This window comes from uncultured Turicimonas sp. (assembly GCF_902477955.1).
In the GTDB taxonomy this organism is placed as follows: domain Bacteria; phylum Pseudomonadota; class Gammaproteobacteria; order Burkholderiales; family Burkholderiaceae_F; genus Turicimonas.
In genome coordinates this window covers 84647-105614 of sequence record NZ_CABSJB010000002.1, presented here as the reverse complement: position 1 = coordinate 105614, position 20968 = coordinate 84647, and the positions used below count along the sequence as shown (strand labels likewise).

14 protein-coding genes are annotated in these 20968 nt (G+C 46.3%); 11 read left to right on the top strand and 3 right to left on the bottom strand.

Annotated elements, in window-relative coordinates; translation table 11 throughout:
- Positions 1-786 precede the first annotated feature (786 nt).
- The 10 genes from RDK53_RS01320 (at position 787) to RDK53_RS01275 (ending at position 16481) form a co-directional block, all read left to right on the top strand.
- The gene (locus tag RDK53_RS01320; protein ID WP_308512931.1) at positions 787-2232 is read left to right on the top strand and encodes an amino acid permease; all 1446 of its coding nucleotides are present in this window, start codon (positions 787-789) and stop codon (positions 2230-2232) included.
- A 662-nt stretch (positions 2233-2894) separates the two neighbouring features.
- The gene (locus RDK53_RS01315; protein WP_308512930.1) at positions 2895-3605 is read left to right on the top strand and encodes a 4Fe-4S dicluster domain-containing protein; all 711 of its coding nucleotides are present in this window, start codon (positions 2895-2897) and stop codon (positions 3603-3605) included.
- A gap of 21 nt (positions 3606-3626) precedes the next feature.
- Positions 3627-5720: an aldehyde ferredoxin oxidoreductase N-terminal domain-containing protein gene (locus RDK53_RS01310; RefSeq protein WP_308512929.1), complete on the top strand. Its 2094-nt coding sequence runs from the start codon at positions 3627-3629 to the stop codon at positions 5718-5720.
- A gap of 18 nt (positions 5721-5738) precedes the next feature.
- Complete coding sequence (locus RDK53_RS01305; protein WP_308512928.1) at positions 5739-6572, top strand: hypothetical protein; 834 nt, start codon at positions 5739-5741, stop codon at positions 6570-6572.
- Between the two features lie 22 nt (positions 6573-6594).
- On the top strand, positions 6595-7674 hold the full coding sequence (locus RDK53_RS01300; protein ID WP_308512927.1) for a cytochrome C: 1080 nt from the start codon (positions 6595-6597) through the stop codon (positions 7672-7674).
- A gap of 45 nt (positions 7675-7719) precedes the next feature.
- Positions 7720-8388 (top strand): 4Fe-4S dicluster domain-containing protein, encoded by a 669-nt coding sequence (locus tag RDK53_RS01295; protein WP_308512926.1) that lies wholly within the window; start codon positions 7720-7722, stop codon positions 8386-8388.
- A 1-nt stretch (position 8389) separates the two neighbouring features.
- Complete coding sequence (gene nrfD / locus RDK53_RS01290; protein WP_308512925.1) at positions 8390-9316, top strand: NrfD/PsrC family molybdoenzyme membrane anchor subunit; 927 nt, start codon at positions 8390-8392, stop codon at positions 9314-9316.
- Between the two features lie 669 nt (positions 9317-9985).
- A complete protein-coding gene (locus tag RDK53_RS01285) occupies positions 9986-12652 on the top strand; it encodes an autotransporter outer membrane beta-barrel domain-containing protein (protein ID WP_308512924.1) in 2667 nt (888 codons plus the stop codon).
- Positions 12653-12830: 178 nt separating this feature from the next.
- Positions 12831-13487 (top strand): carbonic anhydrase, encoded by a 657-nt coding sequence (locus tag RDK53_RS01280; RefSeq protein ID WP_308512923.1) that lies wholly within the window; start codon positions 12831-12833, stop codon positions 13485-13487.
- A gap of 297 nt (positions 13488-13784) precedes the next feature.
- Complete coding sequence (locus tag RDK53_RS01275; protein WP_308512922.1) at positions 13785-16481, top strand: autotransporter outer membrane beta-barrel domain-containing protein; 2697 nt, start codon at positions 13785-13787, stop codon at positions 16479-16481.
- A 54-nt stretch (positions 16482-16535) separates the two neighbouring features.
- Here RDK53_RS01275 and gatB read toward each other — a convergent pair whose 3' ends face one another.
- From gatB to gatC, 3 genes are read right to left on the bottom strand one after another with little or no spacing between them, the layout of a single operon-like run.
- Positions 16536-17984 carry an Asp-tRNA(Asn)/Glu-tRNA(Gln) amidotransferase subunit GatB gene (gene gatB, locus RDK53_RS01270; RefSeq protein WP_308512921.1) on the bottom strand — a complete coding sequence of 483 codons (1449 nt, stop codon included), beginning with the start codon at positions 17982-17984 and terminating at the stop codon, positions 16536-16538.
- 14 nt (positions 17985-17998) lie between these two features.
- A complete protein-coding gene (gatA, locus tag RDK53_RS01265) occupies positions 17999-19456 on the bottom strand; it encodes an Asp-tRNA(Asn)/Glu-tRNA(Gln) amidotransferase subunit GatA (RefSeq protein WP_308512920.1) in 1458 nt (485 codons plus the stop codon).
- A gap of 10 nt (positions 19457-19466) precedes the next feature.
- Complete coding sequence (gatC, locus tag RDK53_RS01260; protein ID WP_066594448.1) at positions 19467-19754, bottom strand: Asp-tRNA(Asn)/Glu-tRNA(Gln) amidotransferase subunit GatC; 288 nt, start codon at positions 19752-19754, stop codon at positions 19467-19469.
- A gap of 167 nt (positions 19755-19921) precedes the next feature.
- On the opposite strand from gatC, the gene RDK53_RS01255 reads away from it, so the two are divergent.
- The gene (locus RDK53_RS01255) at positions 19922-20968 is read left to right on the top strand and encodes a rod shape-determining protein (protein WP_308512918.1); all 1047 of its coding nucleotides are present in this window, start codon (positions 19922-19924) and stop codon (positions 20966-20968) included.

Here is a 20968-nt window from a genome sequence, read left to right as displayed (position 1 = left end):
GGCATACGGAACGTGCATGTATATACATTTATCTCAGGCTTAAGGTTATTTATATAATTTGAGGCAAATCATAGCCCGAAGAAGGATAAAAATGGCAAATCTAGATAGGTTCGAAAGTTGGTGGGTTAGCTAAAAATTAAATTTTGAGGAGATAAATCGAGAACGACAATCATTCCGTACAAAGTAAGTGCTTCCAAGAAAAAATAAAACAAGTGCTTAAATTGGGCAAAAGTATTGATTTTTACAGCTCCTTTTAAAGAGAAAGCTGCGCCAAGAAAAAATTCTCCACGGTATTGCATAAAGAAAAACAAATTACGTACCTATCAAATGAAAGGTATGGTTGAGACCAATTCACCCTCGAGAGTTTTGAAAAAATTCTTATGTATTTATTCAAAAAAATACCTTTTGTTCGGTTCTAAAAAAATTGAATGCAAATATCTCAAAAATGTATGAGACTCTCAATTTCAAAAATAGGTCTTTTGCGGTTCGTCAAATTTTTGTAAGAAGTAAACCGATGTAACTTATTGGGCCAAGGTTTCGCTTTTCGCAACCATCTTTAACGAATTAGGGTGTGATTTTCTAGAAGGACTCCAACTTTTTGATATAAAACGCGATTTTTTAGGACTTCATTCTGAATGTTCGACGTGCATGGGACAATTCTGCCTCCTCATAAAAATTAAATATATCTAGCGTCAAAGCGGAATAGTTCTGTTTTGGGATCTTTAGAAATCTGCATGCGAATCATGGGGCTATAGTCCGAAGTTGAAAGTTGTGGGAGGGAAGGCCGTGGGCGGTACCGAGAGAAATAAAACAAGTTTTACGATGAGCATCGGAGCTATGGCTATGCTCACAGTTTGTTCGGTCTTCTCTTTGAGAAATTTGCCGAGCATGGCCGAGTACGGCTGGAATATTATCTTTTTCCTCGTTGCTTCCGCTGTCTGTTTCTTTGTTCCTTCGGCTTTGGTTTCGGCTGAGTTAGCTAGTACCTATCCGGAACGCGGCGGTGTTTTTGTTTGGGTGCGTGAAGCATTCGGCCCTAAATACGGATTCCTCGCCATCTTTATGGAGTGGGTTCAGAACTTACCTTGGTATCCGGCAGCAGCGACTTTTGTGGCAACTTGCTTGGCATACACCTTCAGTCCTGAGCTCGCGCATAACCGCTGGTACGTCTTCTTTACCACTATCGCCATCCTTTGGGTTGCGACGGTTCTAAATTTCCGAGGCATGAGGCTTTCGGTTTTTCTCTCCAAATCCGGCGTGCTGGTAGGTACGATTATTCCCGGCTTCTTTCTTATAGCGATTGCATCCGCCTATATTCTCACCGACAAACCGATCCAGATCCCTTTTAACGGAGGCGCAGCCCTTATTCCGGATTTGTCCACTCCAAAACAGTGGATGCTGCTGGCGGGGATGATGGTTTCATTGGCGGGTATGGAAATGAGTTCCGTTCACGTGACCAATATGAAGAATCCGACATCGGCCTTCCCGAGAGCTATCTTCTTGGCCTCGCTTATTATTCTTTTCTTCTCTATCTTCGGTGCTTTATCCGTTGCTTTAGTGGTCCCCGGTACCCAGCTTTCCATGTCTGCGGGCGTATGTCAAAGTTTTGAGACCATGCTTAAAGCTCTTGGTTTTTCATGGTTCACTCCTATCCTTGCTGCTTTTCTGGCCTACGGCGCCCTAGCTTCCATCGTAACGTGGATGAACGGACCCTCCCGCGGCCTTCTAGAAGTAGCCCAAGAAGGTTACCTGCCTAAGTACTGGCAGACCCGGAATTCATTCGGTATGCAAACCAGCATCCTGATTCTTCAGACAGGATGTGCCACATTCTTGGCTTTGAGTGTGTTGGTAATGCCGTCCGTGTCAGACGCCTTTTGGCTCTTTTTAGCCCTTTGCGGAGAGCTCTATATGGTGATGTACCTTCTGATGTTTGCAGCTGCCATTCGTCTTAAGCTGCGGTATCCCGATAAGAAAGGCTCTTATCAAGTACCCGGCGGCAAAGTCGGATTGTGTCTGATGTCAGGGGTTGCTTTCGTTACTTGTTTTATTTCTATTTTGTGCGGATTTGTTCCTCCGGAACAAATTCTCTCAAAGGGAGTTTGGGCGAGCCTTGGGTATATCTTTTTCTTGATTGCCGGATTGGTTATTTTTATTTCAACACCTTTGTACTTCTTCAATCAATATCAGCGCCAACAAAGAAATTCCATTGAAACCGTAGCAAAGCCGCAATAGAGTCCTTTCAAGCTCCAAAAAATGTTTGAAATCTCATGAAAACGTATGAGGTAAGAACCGGTTTATTGACGAGTGAACCCTCCGACACAATACAGTCCAATAATTGTCAAAAATTACAGCTTTTGCGCATACATAGACATCCTTTTCAATAACTTAGCGTGCTAATTTGATGTATTTTTTGTGAAAATCCAACAATAGATCTCAATTTGGGTGTAACAAAATATTTATAACAAAGTGTTAAAAATCATTGATTCCCAGCAGTTATATTCATCCTTTCGGATGAGCGGATAGCGTATTTGAGTGATTATTGCAAAATTTGACGATCTTTAATCGGGTTAATTCTTAGGGATATACTCTGAAACGAAATGAAACGAAACAATTTCTTTCGCCCCAACTAATGGTTTCGTAGCAAGGAGCTCAAAATGCTTTCCGCCCGGATAAATAGAAAAATTACCGGTAGACAAGTTCTCTCTCAATCGTTTTGCTCACCCGTAAAGCAAAACGCGACTCTGCCTTTCTCTCTCCCTCCTCCAAACTAAGAGGATCGTCCATTTTCCGGACGTGAATCCTTATAAATCTGCTCCCCTTCGAAAACCATAAGTTCATTAGTGCGAACTAATGAATAAGCACCCCCATTTACTTTGCAATCAACGGAGTCTTTAATGTTAGATCTTAAAGAACTGCTCTCTAAGGCACGTTTGCCGTTAGATATTACCCGTCGTGGCTTTTTAGAGGTATCGACAGTTGCCGCTGCAATGGCTGCTATGAATACCGTAAAAGCCCAAACAGGCGCCCAGCCCTATATCATTCTCTCAGCACCAAAAGGCATCCTCATTGCAGATCCGAGCCTTTGCGTAACTTGCCAGCGTTGCGAATTAGCCTGTACGGAATTTAATGACGGAAAAGCCGACCCCAAGCTTGCCAGAATCAAGATTAACCGCAACATGTGGTACGGTCCGCAAGGCACGGCCCTCGTCAGCCCTAATAACGGTGCTTTCGGTTTTGACCCGATTTGTATCCAAGACACTTGCCGTCAATGCGACCATCCGGTTCCTTGCGCTAACGCTTGCCCGCAAGGCGCTATTCGTGTAAATCCGAAGACCGGCGCCCGCTATGTAGACGAAGAAATCTGCATTGGCTGCGGTCTCTGCCAAAAAGCTTGTCCGTGGAACATGATGAGCTTTGACGTTGAAAAAAATGTCGCCAGCAAATGCTTCCTTTGCGACGGCGATCCGAAGTGCGTAAAAGCCTGTCCGACGGAAGCTATCCGCTACGTTCCCTGGGTTGATCGTTCCAAAGAACCGAACCGCAGTCCGCAGCATGGCTATCTGCCCCAGAACAACAACGACCAATGCGGTGTTTGTCACGGCTGATTTTCTCTATAGGTTACGCATATGTCTGATACAAAAAAATACGGTTGGACCGGTCAGGGTCTCAGAATTAATCTTTCTACAGGTGAAGTCTCTACAGTTCCGACAGATAAGCAATGGATTGGCGGTACTGCCCTCGGTTATAAGATTTTTTGGGATGAAGTCCCCCCTAAGACCCAGGCTTTCGATGAAGCCAATAAACTCGTTATCGCTCCCGGACCTCTGACAGGTACAGGCGCTGTCTGCTCCGGCAGAACATCTATCACAACGATGTACCCGACTACTTATCCGAGACACATGGTCGGAAGTGCTCACTTGGGCGGTGATATCGGTGCAAAAATTAAATATGCCGGCTACGATTTCATCATCATTGAAGGTAAGGCCAAAGAACCTGTTTATATCTACATCAACAACGATGACGTTCAAATCCGCAATGCAGGGCACATCTGGGGCGAAGGGACATGCCGCTCCCATGAATTGATTAGCCAGGAAACTTCTCCGAACGCATCCGTTACCGTTATTGGACCGGCCGGTGAAAACCTTGTCCCCATGTCCATTGTGATTAATGCCAAGAGTCATACAGGCGGCGGTATCGGCGGCGTCTTCGGTTCCAAGAATTTGAAGGGTATCGCGATTGACGGTGATCAAGCTATCCATATCGCAGCTGATAAGGAAGACTGGGAAAAACTCGTCAACCGCCATAAAGAATTGTTCGGCGCTTTGACGCAGACCGTCGTTTCCCGCTATCCGCACCCGCTCTTTGAATACCATTCTTTGAACTCCCGCTGGTCCGGTATGCCCGGAAAACAATGGGGTGCTGCTAATCCTCCGATTAATGTTCCTTTGGATACGCGCCGTCTCTCTAAGATGGCCTTCCGTACTAACGCCGGAGAATTCTTCTTAGGTGATAAGGAATGGGGGCTGCACGTCCGCAACAACGGCTGCTTTGCTTGCCCGATTCGCTGCTACCCGGTTATTAAAGATGTCAAGACTGCGGCTAAATTCAACGTCAGCCCGATTACTGAACAAACTTGCGGCGGCTTGCTCTTCCCGGTCTTTTTCTACCCGAATCTCAAATTGCATCCGGAAAGAAACATCGAGATCGCAATTGTCGGCAGCCAGCTGATGGATGATTTAGGTTTGTGGTGCAACTACGGCCAGATCCAGCGCGATATGGTCATGATGTATACCGACGGTTATTGGAAGAAACTTCTTTCTAAGGAAGAATACGACTCCTTGCCATGGAAGAAGATCGATGACGTTGACGCGTCCGCTATGCAGGAATTCCTTCCGAAGATTGCCTACAGACAAGGTGAATTCGGTAAGTGGATGGGAGAAACAACTCCTGTCATGCTCGAACATTTCGGCATCCCTCTGAAGACATGGAGTGATGACCATCGCTCACTGTATTGGTCCAACGGTCACCCAAAACATCATACCAATGAAGATGATGCACAGCTCGGCTGCGTTTTGAACTGTATGTGGAACCGTGACCCGATGGCTCACGCACACGTTAACTTTACCCGCAGCGGTCTTCCGATTAAGGAAATGAAGCACATCGCTAAAGTGACATGGGGAGACGAAAGCGCTGTTGACCAAATCGGCGATTACACACCGGTTAATGAATACAAGATGAAGCGTTTGGCATGGGTTATCGCCCGTACGGAACTTCACAACATGTTGGGACTGTGTTCTTGGATGGGCCCATGGGAATATTGCCCGGATGAAAAGAACCAGTATGTAGGCGATCCGAACATTGAAGCCAAGGTGTTCTCCGCTGTAACCGGCGTTAAGAAGAGCGGCGACGATTTGGATAAAGATGCAACTCGCGCATGGCTCCTGCAGCGCGTTTACACAATGCGTCAGCTCGACAGCTCTAATATGCGTCAGGATCACGACACCGTCCCGGGTTGGATTTACTGGGATCCGAAGGATAAAAAGCCTTTCACTAAAGGTACTGTCCGCATGGATCCGGCTGATATCCAGAAGAGCTTCGATATCTTCTTTGAACAAATGGGATTTAACAAGCAGACAGGCGTTCCGACTGTCGATACGTTGAAAGAATATCAACTCGACTTCGTCATCCCGGCTCTTCAAAAAGAAGGTCTCATCAAGTAAATCTGAAAGATATTAATTATGAGTAAACAGGAAAATATCTACGATCTGCCCATCTTTAAAGTACACGTTTTACTTTTGGCCGATATCGTTGCCGAATTCAGCGGCAGAACTGAGCTGGTTGACGGCGAGAAGTTAAGAGAAATCTTCCTTCGTAAGGTTCATACAGCCAAGGCCCCGACAGCCGAAGAAATTAAGACTGCCGCAGAAATCACTACGGACGCGGTACTCGAAAGGGCTCTTGATCGTAAAGAGCGTCAGGCATTTGAGGTTCAATTGACTCCGGAGGGAAAGGTTGATCTCTACGAAGCCGAACATCCGAATCTGCGGCCGAGCCGAAAGGCTCTCAGCCGCCGTGAAATGCTCCGCTCATTAGTTCACGGAGATATTCATCCTGCTGATCTGAAAAGTGATGAAGAGTTGGATGCCGAGTTGCCGGGATACTTCGAAGCGGTCATGAAGGCAGCTTTGGAAGGAGATCTTGGTGTAATGAGCATTAAAAAACCGGACGGCACGGAGTTCTTTTACTTCAAGCCTCTGCTTTCTAACTCTTATGCACGCTTGTTGTCCGTCAAAGATGACGATGAAGCGCTTATCTCCGATCAGATAAGAGAAAACTCCCGCATCTATCCGAGACCGGTGCCTGCGCAAATGTTTCTTAAAACTCCCTTCAATTTTGAAAGCCAGCGCCTTGCTGAAATTTTAGACGTGATGGGAAATAAAGAAGAATACAGCGACATCAAGGTGACCAAGACCTCGAGCGGCGTTCTCTTTCTTTACTCAGATAAATATTTGGAAGACGACTACGCTGATTTCCTTGCAGAAGAGCAGGAAAGAAGACCGTTCAATCCATAATTAACGAATTCAAAGGCTAAAAATGTTGAATATCAAAACTTCCGTCATTCTTACCGTATTCGCTTGCCTTGGTTTCAGTTCTATCGCAGCGGCGCAGGACAACGTGCCGGTCCCAGTACCTGAATCTCTTAAGAATGTACCGTTCAAGATCGAAGGCGTCGACGGCTTTCTTCAGTCTCTCGGCATCGATCCTAAAGCTGAACCTAAGAAATTTTCTAAAAAAGAACTTCGCAATCTTGCTGAAGCCAATTACAACGATAAGACAGCGCAGCATTTCATGAGCGTTCATGCTAAACATGGCGTCGGCTGTCTCTCCTGCCACGATCAGACTCAGATCAAAGGTACCGCTTGGATGGCCTACATCAGTAATCCTAAGATGAAGCAGGATTGCAAGGACTGCCATACTGTCCAAGCTGACGTATTCAAGCACACCGATACACACAGCGAGCTTGATTGCATCGCTTGTCATATGCCGACAATGCCGATGCCGGAGCAGTATACGGCTGATCAATCAAAAGCCGCTTCCGTTGCTCTGTATCGAGCCCATATGTACAAGATCAATCCTTCTCCGGATCAGACTTCCTATATTCCCCAGGAAGTTGAAGTCGACGGCAAGAAAGTCACCAAGTACGTTTTGGCTAAAGACGAAAAAGGCCGAGACTATGTTGACTTGATGTGGAGCTGCGCACGTAATGCACCGGCTGACTGGACGGTATTTGAAGGCAAAGGCTGCCATAGCCAATACACTTCCAAACTCGAAGAAGGTCTTGTTTACAAAGATCAGAAGCAGATTTACGGTGAATTAAACAAGTGGCAGGATCCAATTAAGAGCGGCTACGAAGAAATTCGCGGCGCTACCGAAAGAATCAACAAACTTCTTGAAGTCACGCGTCTTGATCGAGATCAGAGAACCGAGGTTCTCTCCTATGTCGACTTGGCAACGCAGATTGCCGACATGATCGAAAAGGACGGCTCTTGGGGTGCTCACGCACACAACTACCTGACCCAGCGCTTATCCGCAGCCCAGAATTATATTCGCAAGGCTCAGGGTATCCTCGACAAAGGAAGTTTCTCCAAGACTCCCGTTAATCCACTCAAGTAACCGAGTCAACGCTGTCCTCCACAAAGGGACAGCGAGGAAAATATCATGACAATAGACCGTAGAAAATTTTTAACCACTGCCGCTTTGGGCGCAGTCGGAACGATGATTCCGCTCGACAAAGAAGCAGAAGCCGGAAATGTCAGCGGGTATAAGCCTCGGTTTGTGATGATCTTTGATCAGAACAAGTGTGTCGGATGCGGCGCATGTAAAGAAGCTTGTTCAGAGACTAACAACGTTCCGGCCGGTCAGCTTCGTATGACCCTTGAACGGCAGTCTCCTCTGGACGGAACCCCCGGCAATCGGAAGTATGTACGTGTCTCCTGTCAGCAGTGCTCTGAACCGCCTTGTGTCAGAGTCTGCCCGACCGGAGCGGCCCATATCGACCCGGCCACCAATATCGTTACGATGGACAATGATCGCTGTGTAGGCTGTAAGTACTGTATCGCCGGCTGTCCATACAATGTACGCTTTATCAACGAAAAAAACAAAGCGGCAGAAAACTGCGACTTTTGCCTGCATACCAAGTTGGCTATCGGTGAATTGCCGGCTTGTGTCCAAGCCTGCCGCTATGACGCTTTGATTTTCGGGGACGCTAATAATCCGAATTCATACGTCAATAAGGTGCTCGCTGTTAAGGATACCGTTCGTGTTCGTGCAATGTTAGGTACGCAGCCGAATCTGCACTATATCCCGATTATCAAGAAAGGAGTCTGATATGCAACCTACTGACATTATCATTGACTTCACGACCGGATTATCCGGGAGCGTAGCTTGGCCGTGGCCGATTGCCGTGTATCTGTTTCTTGCCGGTATTTCCGGCGGTGCAGTGGCGCTGGCAGTCATTCTGAATTTATTCAGCCACTCTCACGCGGATACTCCTCAGATGAAGGCGGCCAGCATTGTCGGTTTAATTACCATCTTGCTGGGTATGGTCTGCTTGGTTCTGGACTTGACCGATCCATTCCAGTTCTGGCGAATCCTGATTTATTACAACCCGACTTCTGTGATGAGCATTGGTGTAATGGCTTTGCTCTTTTACATCCCTCTGCTTTTCGTGCTCACGCTGTTGGTTTTCAAGGATTTGAAGATTCTGGCTTTCTTAAAGCCGATTACGGATTTCCTTGCCGGCTTCCGTGCGCTGTTGGACTGGGCCGTGATGATTTTAGCAATCGTGATTTGCGCTTACACCGGCTTCCTGATTTCCGCATTGATTCGCTTCCCGCTTATCAATACGGCCGTTCTTCCGGCGCTGTTCGTTGCATCCGGTTTTTCTGCCGGCGGAGCAGCAATTCGTCTGGTGGCGATGGCATTCGGTGCCCAACGCGAAGATGCTCCTATGCATCAGCTGCATGTGGCCGAGTATCCGATCATTTTGGTTGAAGCCATGTGTATCTTTATGATTGCCGTTTCGCTTATTACCGGAACGGAGGCTGCACAGCTTGCATTTACGGCATTTACGACGGGAACTTGGGCTTGTGTGTTCTGGTTCGGCGCAATCTTTATCGGCATGGTAGTGCCCATTACACTCAGCTTCTTCCGTTCAGCATTTTGCTTCTACACTGGATGTACAGCTGCGATTGTGGGCATGATGTGTTTGCGTTTGTTCATCCTTTACGCAGGACAGCTCAACGGATTGAATTAAAAAATAATCCATTAGTTTTTAAGATCTAATTGAAACCGGGACGGTGCAGTACACGCCGTCCTCTTTTTTTGCGAAAGACAAATGAAAACTCCGGTTTTGTTGAAAGTCACTTTTTGTCATCCTAACTATTGATGGGAAATAACGACTTCTGGCTTAAGACAGCATTGAATACGCTTTAACAGTGTCCTATTTCAGCCCAAATTGGTCTCATTGAAAGTTCTTGAGAAGACTGAAGCAGCAATTGTCGTTGCTTAAATGCAACAAATTGTGTTTGAAGTAAATACTGATCAAAACATGTCGGTCTGGAGATTGTTGCCTTTTGGAACGTTGCGTCGAGTCTTATGCAACCTATCGGTTTAAACCAGCCTATCCATTGAGACGCAAATCTTTAGAAAGTTTTCTTTCTAAAAAAGCTTGGTCTGAGAAGCATAAGTTAATTTGCTAAAGATTAGTAAGCAAACTATAAATTTTACAAAGATTGTGATTTCAATAGTAGAAAATTAACCTAAAATGGGCATAAGCGCATTTTTCCTATTCTCATCTATCCTGTAAATTCTAGGTACTTTCACTTAAATTTATAAGTATAGCTACGCTGTTTAATAACTATTATATGTTATCCCATTTAGGGTACACACTTGTGGGTATGCTACGCTATACCAGTACCAGAAAATGAAAAAAGAATTATTACTTTCGAGCTTATTTTTATGCGCTCTGCCGGCTTTTGCTTCCGGCTCTCAAACGATAAATACCGAGCAAAACTTACCCTCTTGGCCAAAAACAATGGAAACCTGGAGAAAGTACTTTCCAGGCTTAGAAGAGGAAGTAAAGAAAGCCTTTGAAGAAGCAAAAAAAGATGGAATTTTCAAGCTGGAAACTAATCTTTCCCCCGTAGCATGGAATATCACGGCCGAAAATGGCGTCATCATTAACTCTGTCAATTCCGGTTTTTACCGCTCTTACAGAGATCCTAAGACACACGAAATCGTATTTCCGGAATTGGAAAACGCCAATAATGACGTGGTTATCAAGACTCAAGGAGACATTATTGTTTCTCCTAAGTCAACGGACCACTCAGGGTATGGATTTGCAGTGGCGGTCAATTCGGATACATCAACTACTTTAGAGGCAGGAAAAAAGATTGTGCTGAAGGCGCTGGATCAGAAATCCGATTCGAGCTATCAGGACGGGCTTTCTATTGCCGTAGCTGAAAATGGAAAACTAAATCTAAAGGCTGAAGATGTGTATGTTTACGGAGGCGTGGATGCGCAATACGGCGCCGCCATTAATATCAATGCGGCAAACAGCCTCTATTTCTTAAAACCTACGGATCCGGTGATCGGCACTAAAAACGCGAATGAAATGCCGATTAGCTTGATTGCCTCCGGTATGACTCTTAGCGCCTCAAATATTTTTTTCAACCGTCAGGTAGATATTGGTAAGACGTTTTTTGATACGCCCCATCCCAGTCAATTGACCATTAAGGACAATCCCGACGAAAACATCGCCGTAGGAAACGTCCAGTTTTATTTTCCCGTGTTTGTTGATGACTACTCACACCTAAAGGTCAATATTGCAGGTTCCGTTGTTTTTAATGAAGAGCTGGCGCTTTCAAATAACAGTAACTCCGATATTTCTGCGACCGGAATCCGAGTTAAGAATATTTTGATTAACGGCACCGATTCCAAGGCCAGTTTCAATGTCAAAGACAACGGTGTTATGCAGGTCGATGAGATTATTAAAGTCGGGAACCACTCTCATGTCGATATTACTCTTGGACAAGGCAGTATTCTCAGAGCCTATGTGGAGGCAGACCCGCTCGGCTCAGCTTCTGTAACCATGGGGCATGACAGTATTTGGTTTCCTATCTCAGATTCGAATGTGAATACACTAACGATGTCTAAGACCAGTGTCTTGGAGATGGGAGCGCCCGGTGAATCCATTACGGTCACTACCGATACCCTGCAAGGAGAGGGCGGCGTCTTATGGTACCAACCAAGGGCTCAAGGTACGCTGAAGATTAATAATAGGAGCGAAGGCACTCATTTTGCCCTTTTAGGATCTACGGGAAGAAGTATCCAAGACACTCACTACCTTTTTCAGGCCGTTGCAATTGATGCATCGGGCCCGGAAAACAGCAAAGGTGAATTTTATTTAGCTAATGGCGGTGTGGTAGAAGCAGGTCCTTATCAGTACAAGCTTCAGCTCGGAGAATATGCCGACGGATCAGATAAGGTTTGGTTAGTCACTGCTGCTCAGAATCCAAAGCCGGTTGCTCCTCCTTCTAACGGCCTACCTCCGGCAGATATTCCTTCTGAGCCGCAAGACCCAATTCCTCCTTTGCCTTCGGAACCGAATAATCCCGGGACGTATCCGGACGATTTAATGCCGAAGCCGGAGGGCTTGTCATGGAGTGCCAAGCTGGCATTGGCTGCCATAGGACAAGGTACGCAAGTTACCCAATACCTTGGAGCTTTGAGTGAGCTGCGGGAGAGAATGGGAGAAATTCGGAATCATTTCGATGAGGGACATGACAGCACCTATGTCTTATTTCGCTATGACAAATCACGTCTCTCTTTCCATGAAGGAGTAAGTGGACGACTCAAAAACTTCGGGACAGCTATCGGCATCAACCGCCAGATTTCTCCGGAAGTTATTATCGGGGGCGATATAGATTTTGCTCATGCCAAATTGAAAGTTAATGACGATGAAAAAGGAAAGGTCAAAACTGATGCCGTGGGAGCAAGGGGTTATTTAACCTGGTTTAATCAAAAAGGCAGTTATGCCGATGTTGTGCTTACCTTTAACCACTATCGCCATCATCTTTCAACTCAAATGATCGATGGAGTTCCCACCAGCGCAAAATATTCTAATTTCGGGGCAGGCGTTTCTGCGGAGGCAGGCCACCAGTTCCGGTTCTTGAACCGTGGGGAGCAGGACTACTATTTCGTTCAGCCTCAGATCCAACTGTCTTCTTACTGGCTTAAAGGGAAAGATTTTTCTCTGGATAACGGTATGAACGTTTCCGTAAAAGACGGGAAGAGTCTTACCGGGCGTATTGGTGTTGATATCGGGAAAAACTTTTTGATTGCAGATAAGAAACCTGCTCAAGTGTATGTGCAAGGGGGCGTAATGCATGAATTTCTCGGCAAAACCAAAGCGCGGTTAAATGAGTTCAGTTTTGAAGATAAGTCCTTGGGAACTCGAGCTTATTACGGCCTTGGATTTGAAGTTAAAGCAAAGGACCGAGTCAAATTTTTTGCTCAGGTGAATAGGGAATCAGGGCATCGAATTAAAAGTGATCTTCAATTCCGAGTAGGCGCCAGTATTCTCTTTTAACTTTTAGAAACCGGCTTTCCATATGGAAAGCCGAGACGTTTCGGCATCCTGTCATTGGAACTCTCTTTCATTAGGATCCAAAGAGGTTTTCAGTTTTTTGCGTTTGTTCAAATTACAATCCGACCAATAAGTTAACTTTGATTCGGATAGTTCTTCTTTGGCCTGAAAGGAAAAGAGATTGGAAAATTTTCACCAACTGCTTGCCGGTTTCCACCATTTCAAACAAAAATATTTTCTGAAAGAACGGGACTTCTTTGAGTCGCTGGAGAAGCAGCAGAACCCAAAAACATTGGTAATTTCGTGCTGTGACTCGCGCGTTGATCCGGCACTGCTTTTGAACTGCAAACCGGGAGAACTTTTCGTCATCCGCAATGTTGCGGCTCTCGTACCGGACGTCTCTCAGGTCAAAGCACCGAGCTCTGTGATGGCGGCGATAGAGTATGGTGTGAAGCATCTGAACATTGAACATATTGTCGTCTTGGGACATTCCAATTGCGGCGGAATCCACGGTCTTATCGAGCCGGCATCGATTGCTTCGGAAACCTATATTCAAGATTGGGTGGCCATTGCGTCCCCGGCCTTAGAAAGACTCAAAAATCTGACGGCCGATGAAACTCATATATGCAGAACAAGGCATTGTGAGGAGGGCGCCGTCTTAGTGTCTTTGGATAATCTTCTGTCTTATCCATGGATTTTTGACCGTGTAGAGCAAGGAACATTAAAGCTGCATGCTCTCTATTACGATTTGAGAGAGGGAGAGCTGTTTCGGTTCAGTCCGGACCGAGAAGATTTTCTTCCGCTCAAAAGAGTTCCGGGAGAAGGATTTCTTCCTTAATAATTCCGTTTTCTAGTCTAAGCACCTTTCGAGTTTTGCTCCAAAGGTGTTTTTTCGTTTTCAATCCTGAAGAATGTGAACAGTAAAAAAGGGTGATTCTATCGAAGATCCCCTCTCTTGCAGAGACTGAATAACTCAAATCGTGCACTTCACTTCTTATGGTTTTCTCTTGTCCTGTAGAGTGACAAGTAAGGGTATCAATAAGAGTATTAGTACCCAAGCTAATTCGTTACCCCTCTTAAGAATCCGGTTTTTGGATTTGGCTTAAGGATGGGTTAGAGCAATACGGAAAAGGAAATGAAGACAAAATTAACGCTGCTAAGCTTGGCTTTCCTCAGTCTGCCGGTTTTTGCAGGGCAGTTTGATCATGTTTATGCGGGAAAGAGGAGCGCAACCTCCAGAGACCCGCTGGAACTGAATTGGGAACGTTATTTCCCGGGTTTGCAAGCAGAAATAGAACAGGCTTTTGAACAGGCTCGCAAAGACGGAGAGTTTATTTTTAACTCGAACCAAATCCCTGTTGCGTGGAATGTGACGGCAGCAGGCGGCGTTGTTATCAATTCAGTCAATTCCGGTTTTTTCATGAATTATCGGAATCCGGACAACCCTTCCAAACTCCTTTTCCCAGGGCTGCAGGCAGATGAACAAGGGGTCAGTATTGTGACCGGCGGAGACATCACCATCAGCCCTCGTCCGACAGAACAGGAAGGGTTCGGGTACGCTGTTTCAGTAGGGTATGACACGACCACGACGCTGCAGGCCGGTGGGAAAATTGTTTTAATGACTCCGTATTCCGACCAATATAAAAGTTATCAAGATGAGCTTGCTATCGCAGTTGGCGATGATGGTCAGCTGAAAATGAAAGCCGAAGATATCTATATTTTTGGAACGGTTGACGCACAATACGGCGCAAAAATTGATATCAAGGCTACTAATAATCTTAATTTTCTGCAGCCGACCGACGCAGGTGGAAACGTGGAGATAAAGAGTCCGCTTCGTTTACTTACTGCGGACATGGAACTGAGCGCAAAAAATATCCTTTTTAATCGTCCGGTAGCTGTAGGTGTACTCTTTCTCGATATTTCTCATCCCAGCTCTTTAATTATCCAAGACGATCCGGATGCAAACATTAAAGTTGAAAACGTTTACTTTAATAAGCCGGTTTTAGTAGAAAAAGACTCTGATTTGAAAGCAGATATTGCGGGGAACGTGGTTTTCAACGAAGGCTTGAGCCTGCTTTCTAACGGCCAGTCAGAGGTGACTGCCTCCGGGATCCGTCTGCAGAGCCTTACATTAGGAAATCTTGGGGCAAAGGCAGATTTCAATGTCAGAGATAATGGGGTCATGTATGTCGATAAGAAGATAGAAGTCGGCCACAACTCTCATCTGAATATTAATTTGGGAGAAAAAAGTGCACTGCGCGCCCAGATTGTTACTCACCATACTCAAGTAGTCAAAGAGCTTGGTACTGCCTCTTTGACGATGGGTCCTCAAAGTTTCTGGGCCTCGCTTGGCGATTCAAGACTTACTAATTTAACTTTGTCTAAGGGCAGCGTAGTAGACATGGGTGACCCTAATACGGCCCTGACAATAAGAACTGAAACATTAGGAGGCAACGGAGGTCTTCTCTGGTATAGGCCAGGTGCGAAAGGAACATTAGAGATTCTTGTTAAAAGTGCAGGTTCTCACCAAGCTTTATTAGGCTCAACCGGCAAAGATATCAGCTCTGCCGATTATCTATGGCGCCCGCTTGTGATAGAGAGTTTGACAGACAAGCATGGACAAGCGGTGTTTAGCTTAGCAAACAATGGCGTTATCGAAGCCGGTCCTTATCAATATAAGCTGGGACTTTATAATGCTGATAAAGGCACCCGTACCTATTGGTTCGTAGGGGCCAAAGACATCAAGCTTGCCCCAGCCGGGGATACTCCTTCCGAGCCGGAAACTCCGGACCAGCCCAGTGAGCCGGATCAACCGGAAACCTTTATTCCTCCCCCAAACTTTGATGTGGAGGATCCTTCCACTTATCCGGATTATTTAATCCCGAAACCGGATGGTTTGTCCGAAAGTGCAAAACTTGCCTTGGCAGCCGTGGGACAAGGAACACAAGTAACTCAATATCTGGGTGCTTTGGCTGAATTAAGAGAGAGATTGGGAGAAATTAGAAATAATTTCGACGAAGATACTGACGGCGCATATGTGTTGTTCCGGTATGACCAGTCGCGCCTGAGTTTCTTCCAGGGAGTAAATGGCAAACTGAGAAACTATGGAACGGCTGTCGGTGTAAATCGTAAAGTTTCCCCAAATCTCATTGTCGGTGCAGATATTGATATTGGCTATGCTAAGTTAAAAATTAACGATTTTGGAGAAGGTAAAGCCCACACGAATTCTCTGGGAGCCAGAGGATATTTGACTTGGTTTAATCAAGCAGGTACTTATGCCGATTTAGTGATGAGTTTCAACCATTACCGTCATCGTATGTCTACCAAGATGCTTGATGAGGATTCCACAAGTGCAAGATACTCCAATGTCGGCGCAGGTGTTTCTGCTGAGGTTGGGCACCGGTTCCAATTCTTAGAGAAGGGGCAATACGACCACTACTTTATCCAACCGCAATTACAGCTGTCTTCTTACTGGTTGAAAGGAAAAAGCTTCTCTCTTAGCAACGGTATGGACGTCTCCGTGAAAGATGGTAAAAGTTTAACCGGCAGAGTTGGTGTCGATATCGGAAAGAATTTCTTGATCGGTGATAAGAAACCGGCTCAGGTGTATTTACGCGGAGGCGTTTTGCATGAGTTTCTCGGCAAAACGAAGACTCAATTAAATGAGTTTAATTTTGAAGATGAGTCTTTAGGTACTCGTGCATATTACGGGGTTGGATTTGAGGTTCGGGCTAAAGACCGAGTGAAGCTATATGCTCAGTTGAATCGTGAATCCGGTCATCGGATTAAGACGGACGTTCAGGTTCGTTTCGGTGCAAGTATCTTCTTCTAAATCTCAATAAAACAACAGCTTCCAACCGGAAGCTGTTGCATTGAAGTCTGATGATTAAGCCTGAAGTTTCTTCTTCAAGATGGCGTTAACCTGCGCAGGATTGGCTTTGCCTTTAGTTGCTCTCATGGTTTGACCAACGAGAGCGTTAAAGGCTTTTTCTTTGCCTGAACGGTATTCTTGAACCATCTTTTCATTGGCAGCTAAAACGCTGTCGACGATTGCTTCAATAGCGCCGGTATCCGAAATCTGCTTAAGACCGAGGCTTTCAATTAAAGCATCAACATCGTCGCCTTTCTTTTCCCAAATGGCTGTAAAGATTGTACGGGCGCCTTTCTGGTTGATGGTGCCGTCAGTCATCTTGTTGATAATGGCGGCTAATTGAAGCGCAGAAACGGGGCATTCAGAAATGTCTGTTTCAGTAGCGTTGAGCTGAGAAAGAACTTCGCCTCGAATCCAGTTAACAGCAGCTTTCTTGTCTTTAACAGCATTTGCTGTCGTTTCAAAATACACTGCAAGCTCTCTGGAAGAAGTCAGCTGCTGAGTATCCGCTTCGGAAAGATCCATTTCTTTCTGAAGTCTTTCACGCATGGCGTGCGGCAATTCCGGCATGCCTTTCTTAGTCTCTTCGATCCATTCGTCGGAGATAATCAGCGGAAGAAGATCAGGATCCGGGAAATAACGGTAATCCATGGAATCTTCCTTGCTTCTCATCTCTCTGGTCTCATCCCTGTCCGGATCGTAGAGGCGTGTAGCCTGAACAACCTTACCGCCCTCAGTAATCACTTCGATCTGTCTTCTGACTTCATATTCGATAGCTGCCTGAAGGAACTTAAAGCTGTTAAGGTTTTTAATTTCAGTACGGGTGCCGAACTCTTTCTGACCCTTCGGACGAATAGAGACGTTGGCGTCGCAGCGGAAGTTTCCTTTTTGCATGTCACCGTCGCTGATTCCAATCCAAACGACTAAGTCGTGAAGGGCTTTGGCATATCCGACGGCTTCAGCAGCACTTCTCATTTCCGGTTCGGTAACGATTTCCAGAAGCGGTGTGCCGGCACGATTAAGGTCAATGCCTGTCTTACCGTGAACAACGCCGTGCACGCTCTTGCCTGCATCTTCTTCCAAGTGTGCGCGGGTAAGGTTTACTGTTTTGTTATAAGTGGTGCCGTCAGCGTTTTCAACCGGGAAGGTCAGGCTGCCGCCGATGACCACCGGGTGTTCAAATTGGCTGATCTGATAGCCTTTCGGCAGGTCAGGATAAAAGTAATTCTTACGGGCAAAAACGCTCTTGTTGGCAACTTTTGCGCCGATAGCAAGACCGAATTTGATTGCTCTTTCAACGGCACCTTCGTTTAAAACCGGAAGGCATCCCGGAAGAGCCAAGTCAACCGGGCATGCGTGAGTATTGGGTTCGGCACCGAAGGCCGCAGAAGCACCTGAGAAAATCTTGCTTTTTGTAGATAACTGGACGTGTGTCTCAAGTCCGATAACAACTTCCCATTCCATGTCTTTTTCCTTTCTTAGTATCCTGCGGGAACTTTCTTGTGCCAGTCAGTAACTTGCTGGTATGCGTGAGCAACACCAAGCAGCTGAGCTTCGCGGCATTTTGCACCGATTAATTGGAAACCGTATGGACGGTTATTGGAGCTGATTCCGCAGGGAACGCTCATGGACGGCAGACCGGCAAGAGATCCCGGGACTGTAAAGAGGTCGCTCAAGTACAGAGAAAGCGGATCACTCTTATCATCGAAACTGAACGCGGCATCGGTAGAAACCGGACAGAAGATGACATCGCAGCTGTTTTTGAAGGTGTTGTCGAATTCTTGAGCAATCAAGCGGCGTACCTGTTGAGCTTTGATGTAGTAAGCATCGTAATAGCCGTGGGAAAGAACGTATGTTCCGATAAGAATACGGCGCTTAGGTTCCGGCCCGAATCCTTCGTCACGGCTGCGTTTGATCATGTCGAGAAGATCATCGTACTTCTGAGCTCGGTGGCCGTAGCGAACGCCGTCAAAACGGCTGAGGTTGGAACTGGCTTCGGCAGGAGCGATGATGTAGTAGACGGGAACGCCTAAGTCGGCGGTCGGTAAATCAATGTCTACAAGCACTGCTCCGAGTTCTTGATATTGACGCAAGGCATCGTTAAGAGCTGCCTTAAGGCCCGGAGCCACTTTGTCCAGCCACTTTCTAGGTACGCCGATTCTTAATCCTTTGACACCGTCGTTTAAAGAAACCGTCAAATCTTCCGGAGGAAGTTCAATGCTGGTGGAATCGCGTTTATCAAACCCGATGATGTGTGACAAAACCAGAGCGCAGTCTTCGGCGGTTTGAGCAATGATGCCTGCCGTATCAAGACTGGAGGCAAATGCAATCATGCCCCAGCGGCTTGGACGGCCGTAAGTCGGCTTGATGCCGGTTACGCCGCAGAAAGCAGACGGCTGGCGGATGGAACCTCCGGTATCAGTACCTGTAGCAACCGGTGCAATGCGAGCTGCCACGCAGGAGGAAGCTCCGCCGGAGGAACCGCCGGGAACTGCATTTTTGTCCCAAGGATTGTAGGTTTTGCCGTAAGCGCTGTTTGCTGTGGTAGAGCCCATGGCAAATTCATCACAGTTGGTCTTGCCTAAACAAACCATGTTGATCTCTTTAAGCTTTTCAACCACTGTAGCGTCGAACGGGCTCATGTATCCGTCAAGCATCTTGCTGGCAGCTGTGCTTGCCCATTCTTTTGTTACGAAAATATCTTTGTGGGCGATAGGAACGCCGGCTAAAGGACCGGCCTCGCCGGCGGCGATTTTCTTATCAGCTTCTTTGGCTTGGGCGAGGCTGACTTCAGGGCGAACGTCAAGGTAAGCATTAAGTTCTTTTGTATCTTCGATTTTTTGAAGGTATGCTTTGGTGACTTCTTCTGAAGACACTTTTTTAGCAGATAACAGGGAACTGAGTTCAGCAACCGTCGCTTGTGTTAAATCCGTCATTACTATTCCTTTACTCAATTACTTTAGGTACTAGGAAAAGACCGTCCATTTCATCGGGGGCATTCTTCATATTTTCTTCCCGGCGATTATGTTCGGTTACGTCATCCGGACGAAGGCGCTGAGCTCCGCCGAACGGGTGAGGCATAGGCTCAATCCCTTCGGTATTAATAGATTGAATTTGTTCAACCATTCCAAGAATGTCATTTAGCTGGCTCATTAACTCCGGGGCTTTTTCATCGGAGAGGTCGATACGAGCCAGATCAGCGATTCTGCGGACATCGCTTAAAGTCAAGGACATATTTGCACCTAATCAAATTAAAAATTTTTTGTTCTTTTTACGCCTGTTGTTTCAGCACGTAAAGAACGGTCACACAATCGAACAAGAATAACCTTTTTTAGTCTATCATTTTGGTTTATTTATTATTTATGTGCGCAGAGTGCCGCCTCTAAAGGCAGGGAGTTTTGATGTTTGGCAGCTTGAGAAATTATTTCTCCAACGATCTCGCAATCGACCTAGGAACCGCAAACACTTTAATTTATTGCCGCGGTAAAGGGATGGTTCTTAATGAACCAAGCGTAGTGGCAGTTCGTACTGATAAGGGAAACTCGAACAAATTGGACGTTCGTGCTGTCGGTAAAGAAGCAAAAAGTATGCTTGGCCGCGTCCCTGGAAACATCGACGCTATTCGTCCGATGAAAGACGGTGTTATCGCCAATTTCACCGTAACTGAACAAATGCTTAAGAGCTTTATTAAGAAAGTTCATACTCCCAGCATTTTTACTCCGCGCCCGAGAATCGTTATTTGCGTGCCCTACGGCTCCACTCAAGTTGAAAGAAGAGCTATTAAAGAAAGCGCTGAAGCTGCGGGAGCTAAGGAGGTCTTCTTAATTGAAGAGCCAATGGCCGCCGCTATCGGGGCGGGGCTGCCGGTCTCCGAAGCTATCGGTTCCATGGTGATCGATATCGGCGGCGGTACAACTGAAGTCGGTGTTATTTCTCTCGGCGGTATCGTTTACGCTAACAGCGTTCGCGTCGGCGGCGATAAGTTCGATCAGGCAATCATTGATTACATCCGCAGAAACTACGGCATGTTGATCGGGGAACCGACGGCTGAATACATTAAGAAAGAAATCGGTTCTGCTTTCGTTTCAAGCGAAGTGAGAGAACTTGAAGTGAAAGGCCGCAACATCGCTGAAGGTGTTCCACGTGCCTTCTCCATTTCCAGCAACGAAGTTCTTGAAGCATTGAATGAACCGCTGAACCAGGTCGTTGGTGCCGTCAACAAGGCTCTGGAACAGACTCCGCCGGAATTGGGCGCTGATATTGCCGTCAGAGGCTTAATGCTTACCGGAGGAGGTGCACTTCTCAAAGACTTAGACCGTCTGCTGATGGAAGAAACGGGTTTGCCGGTTGTTGTCGCTGATGATCCTCTGAGCTGCGTTGTCCGCGGCTGCGGTATCGCTTTGGAAGGTATTGGCAAGATCGAAGACTCCATCTTCTGCTTCGGTTAG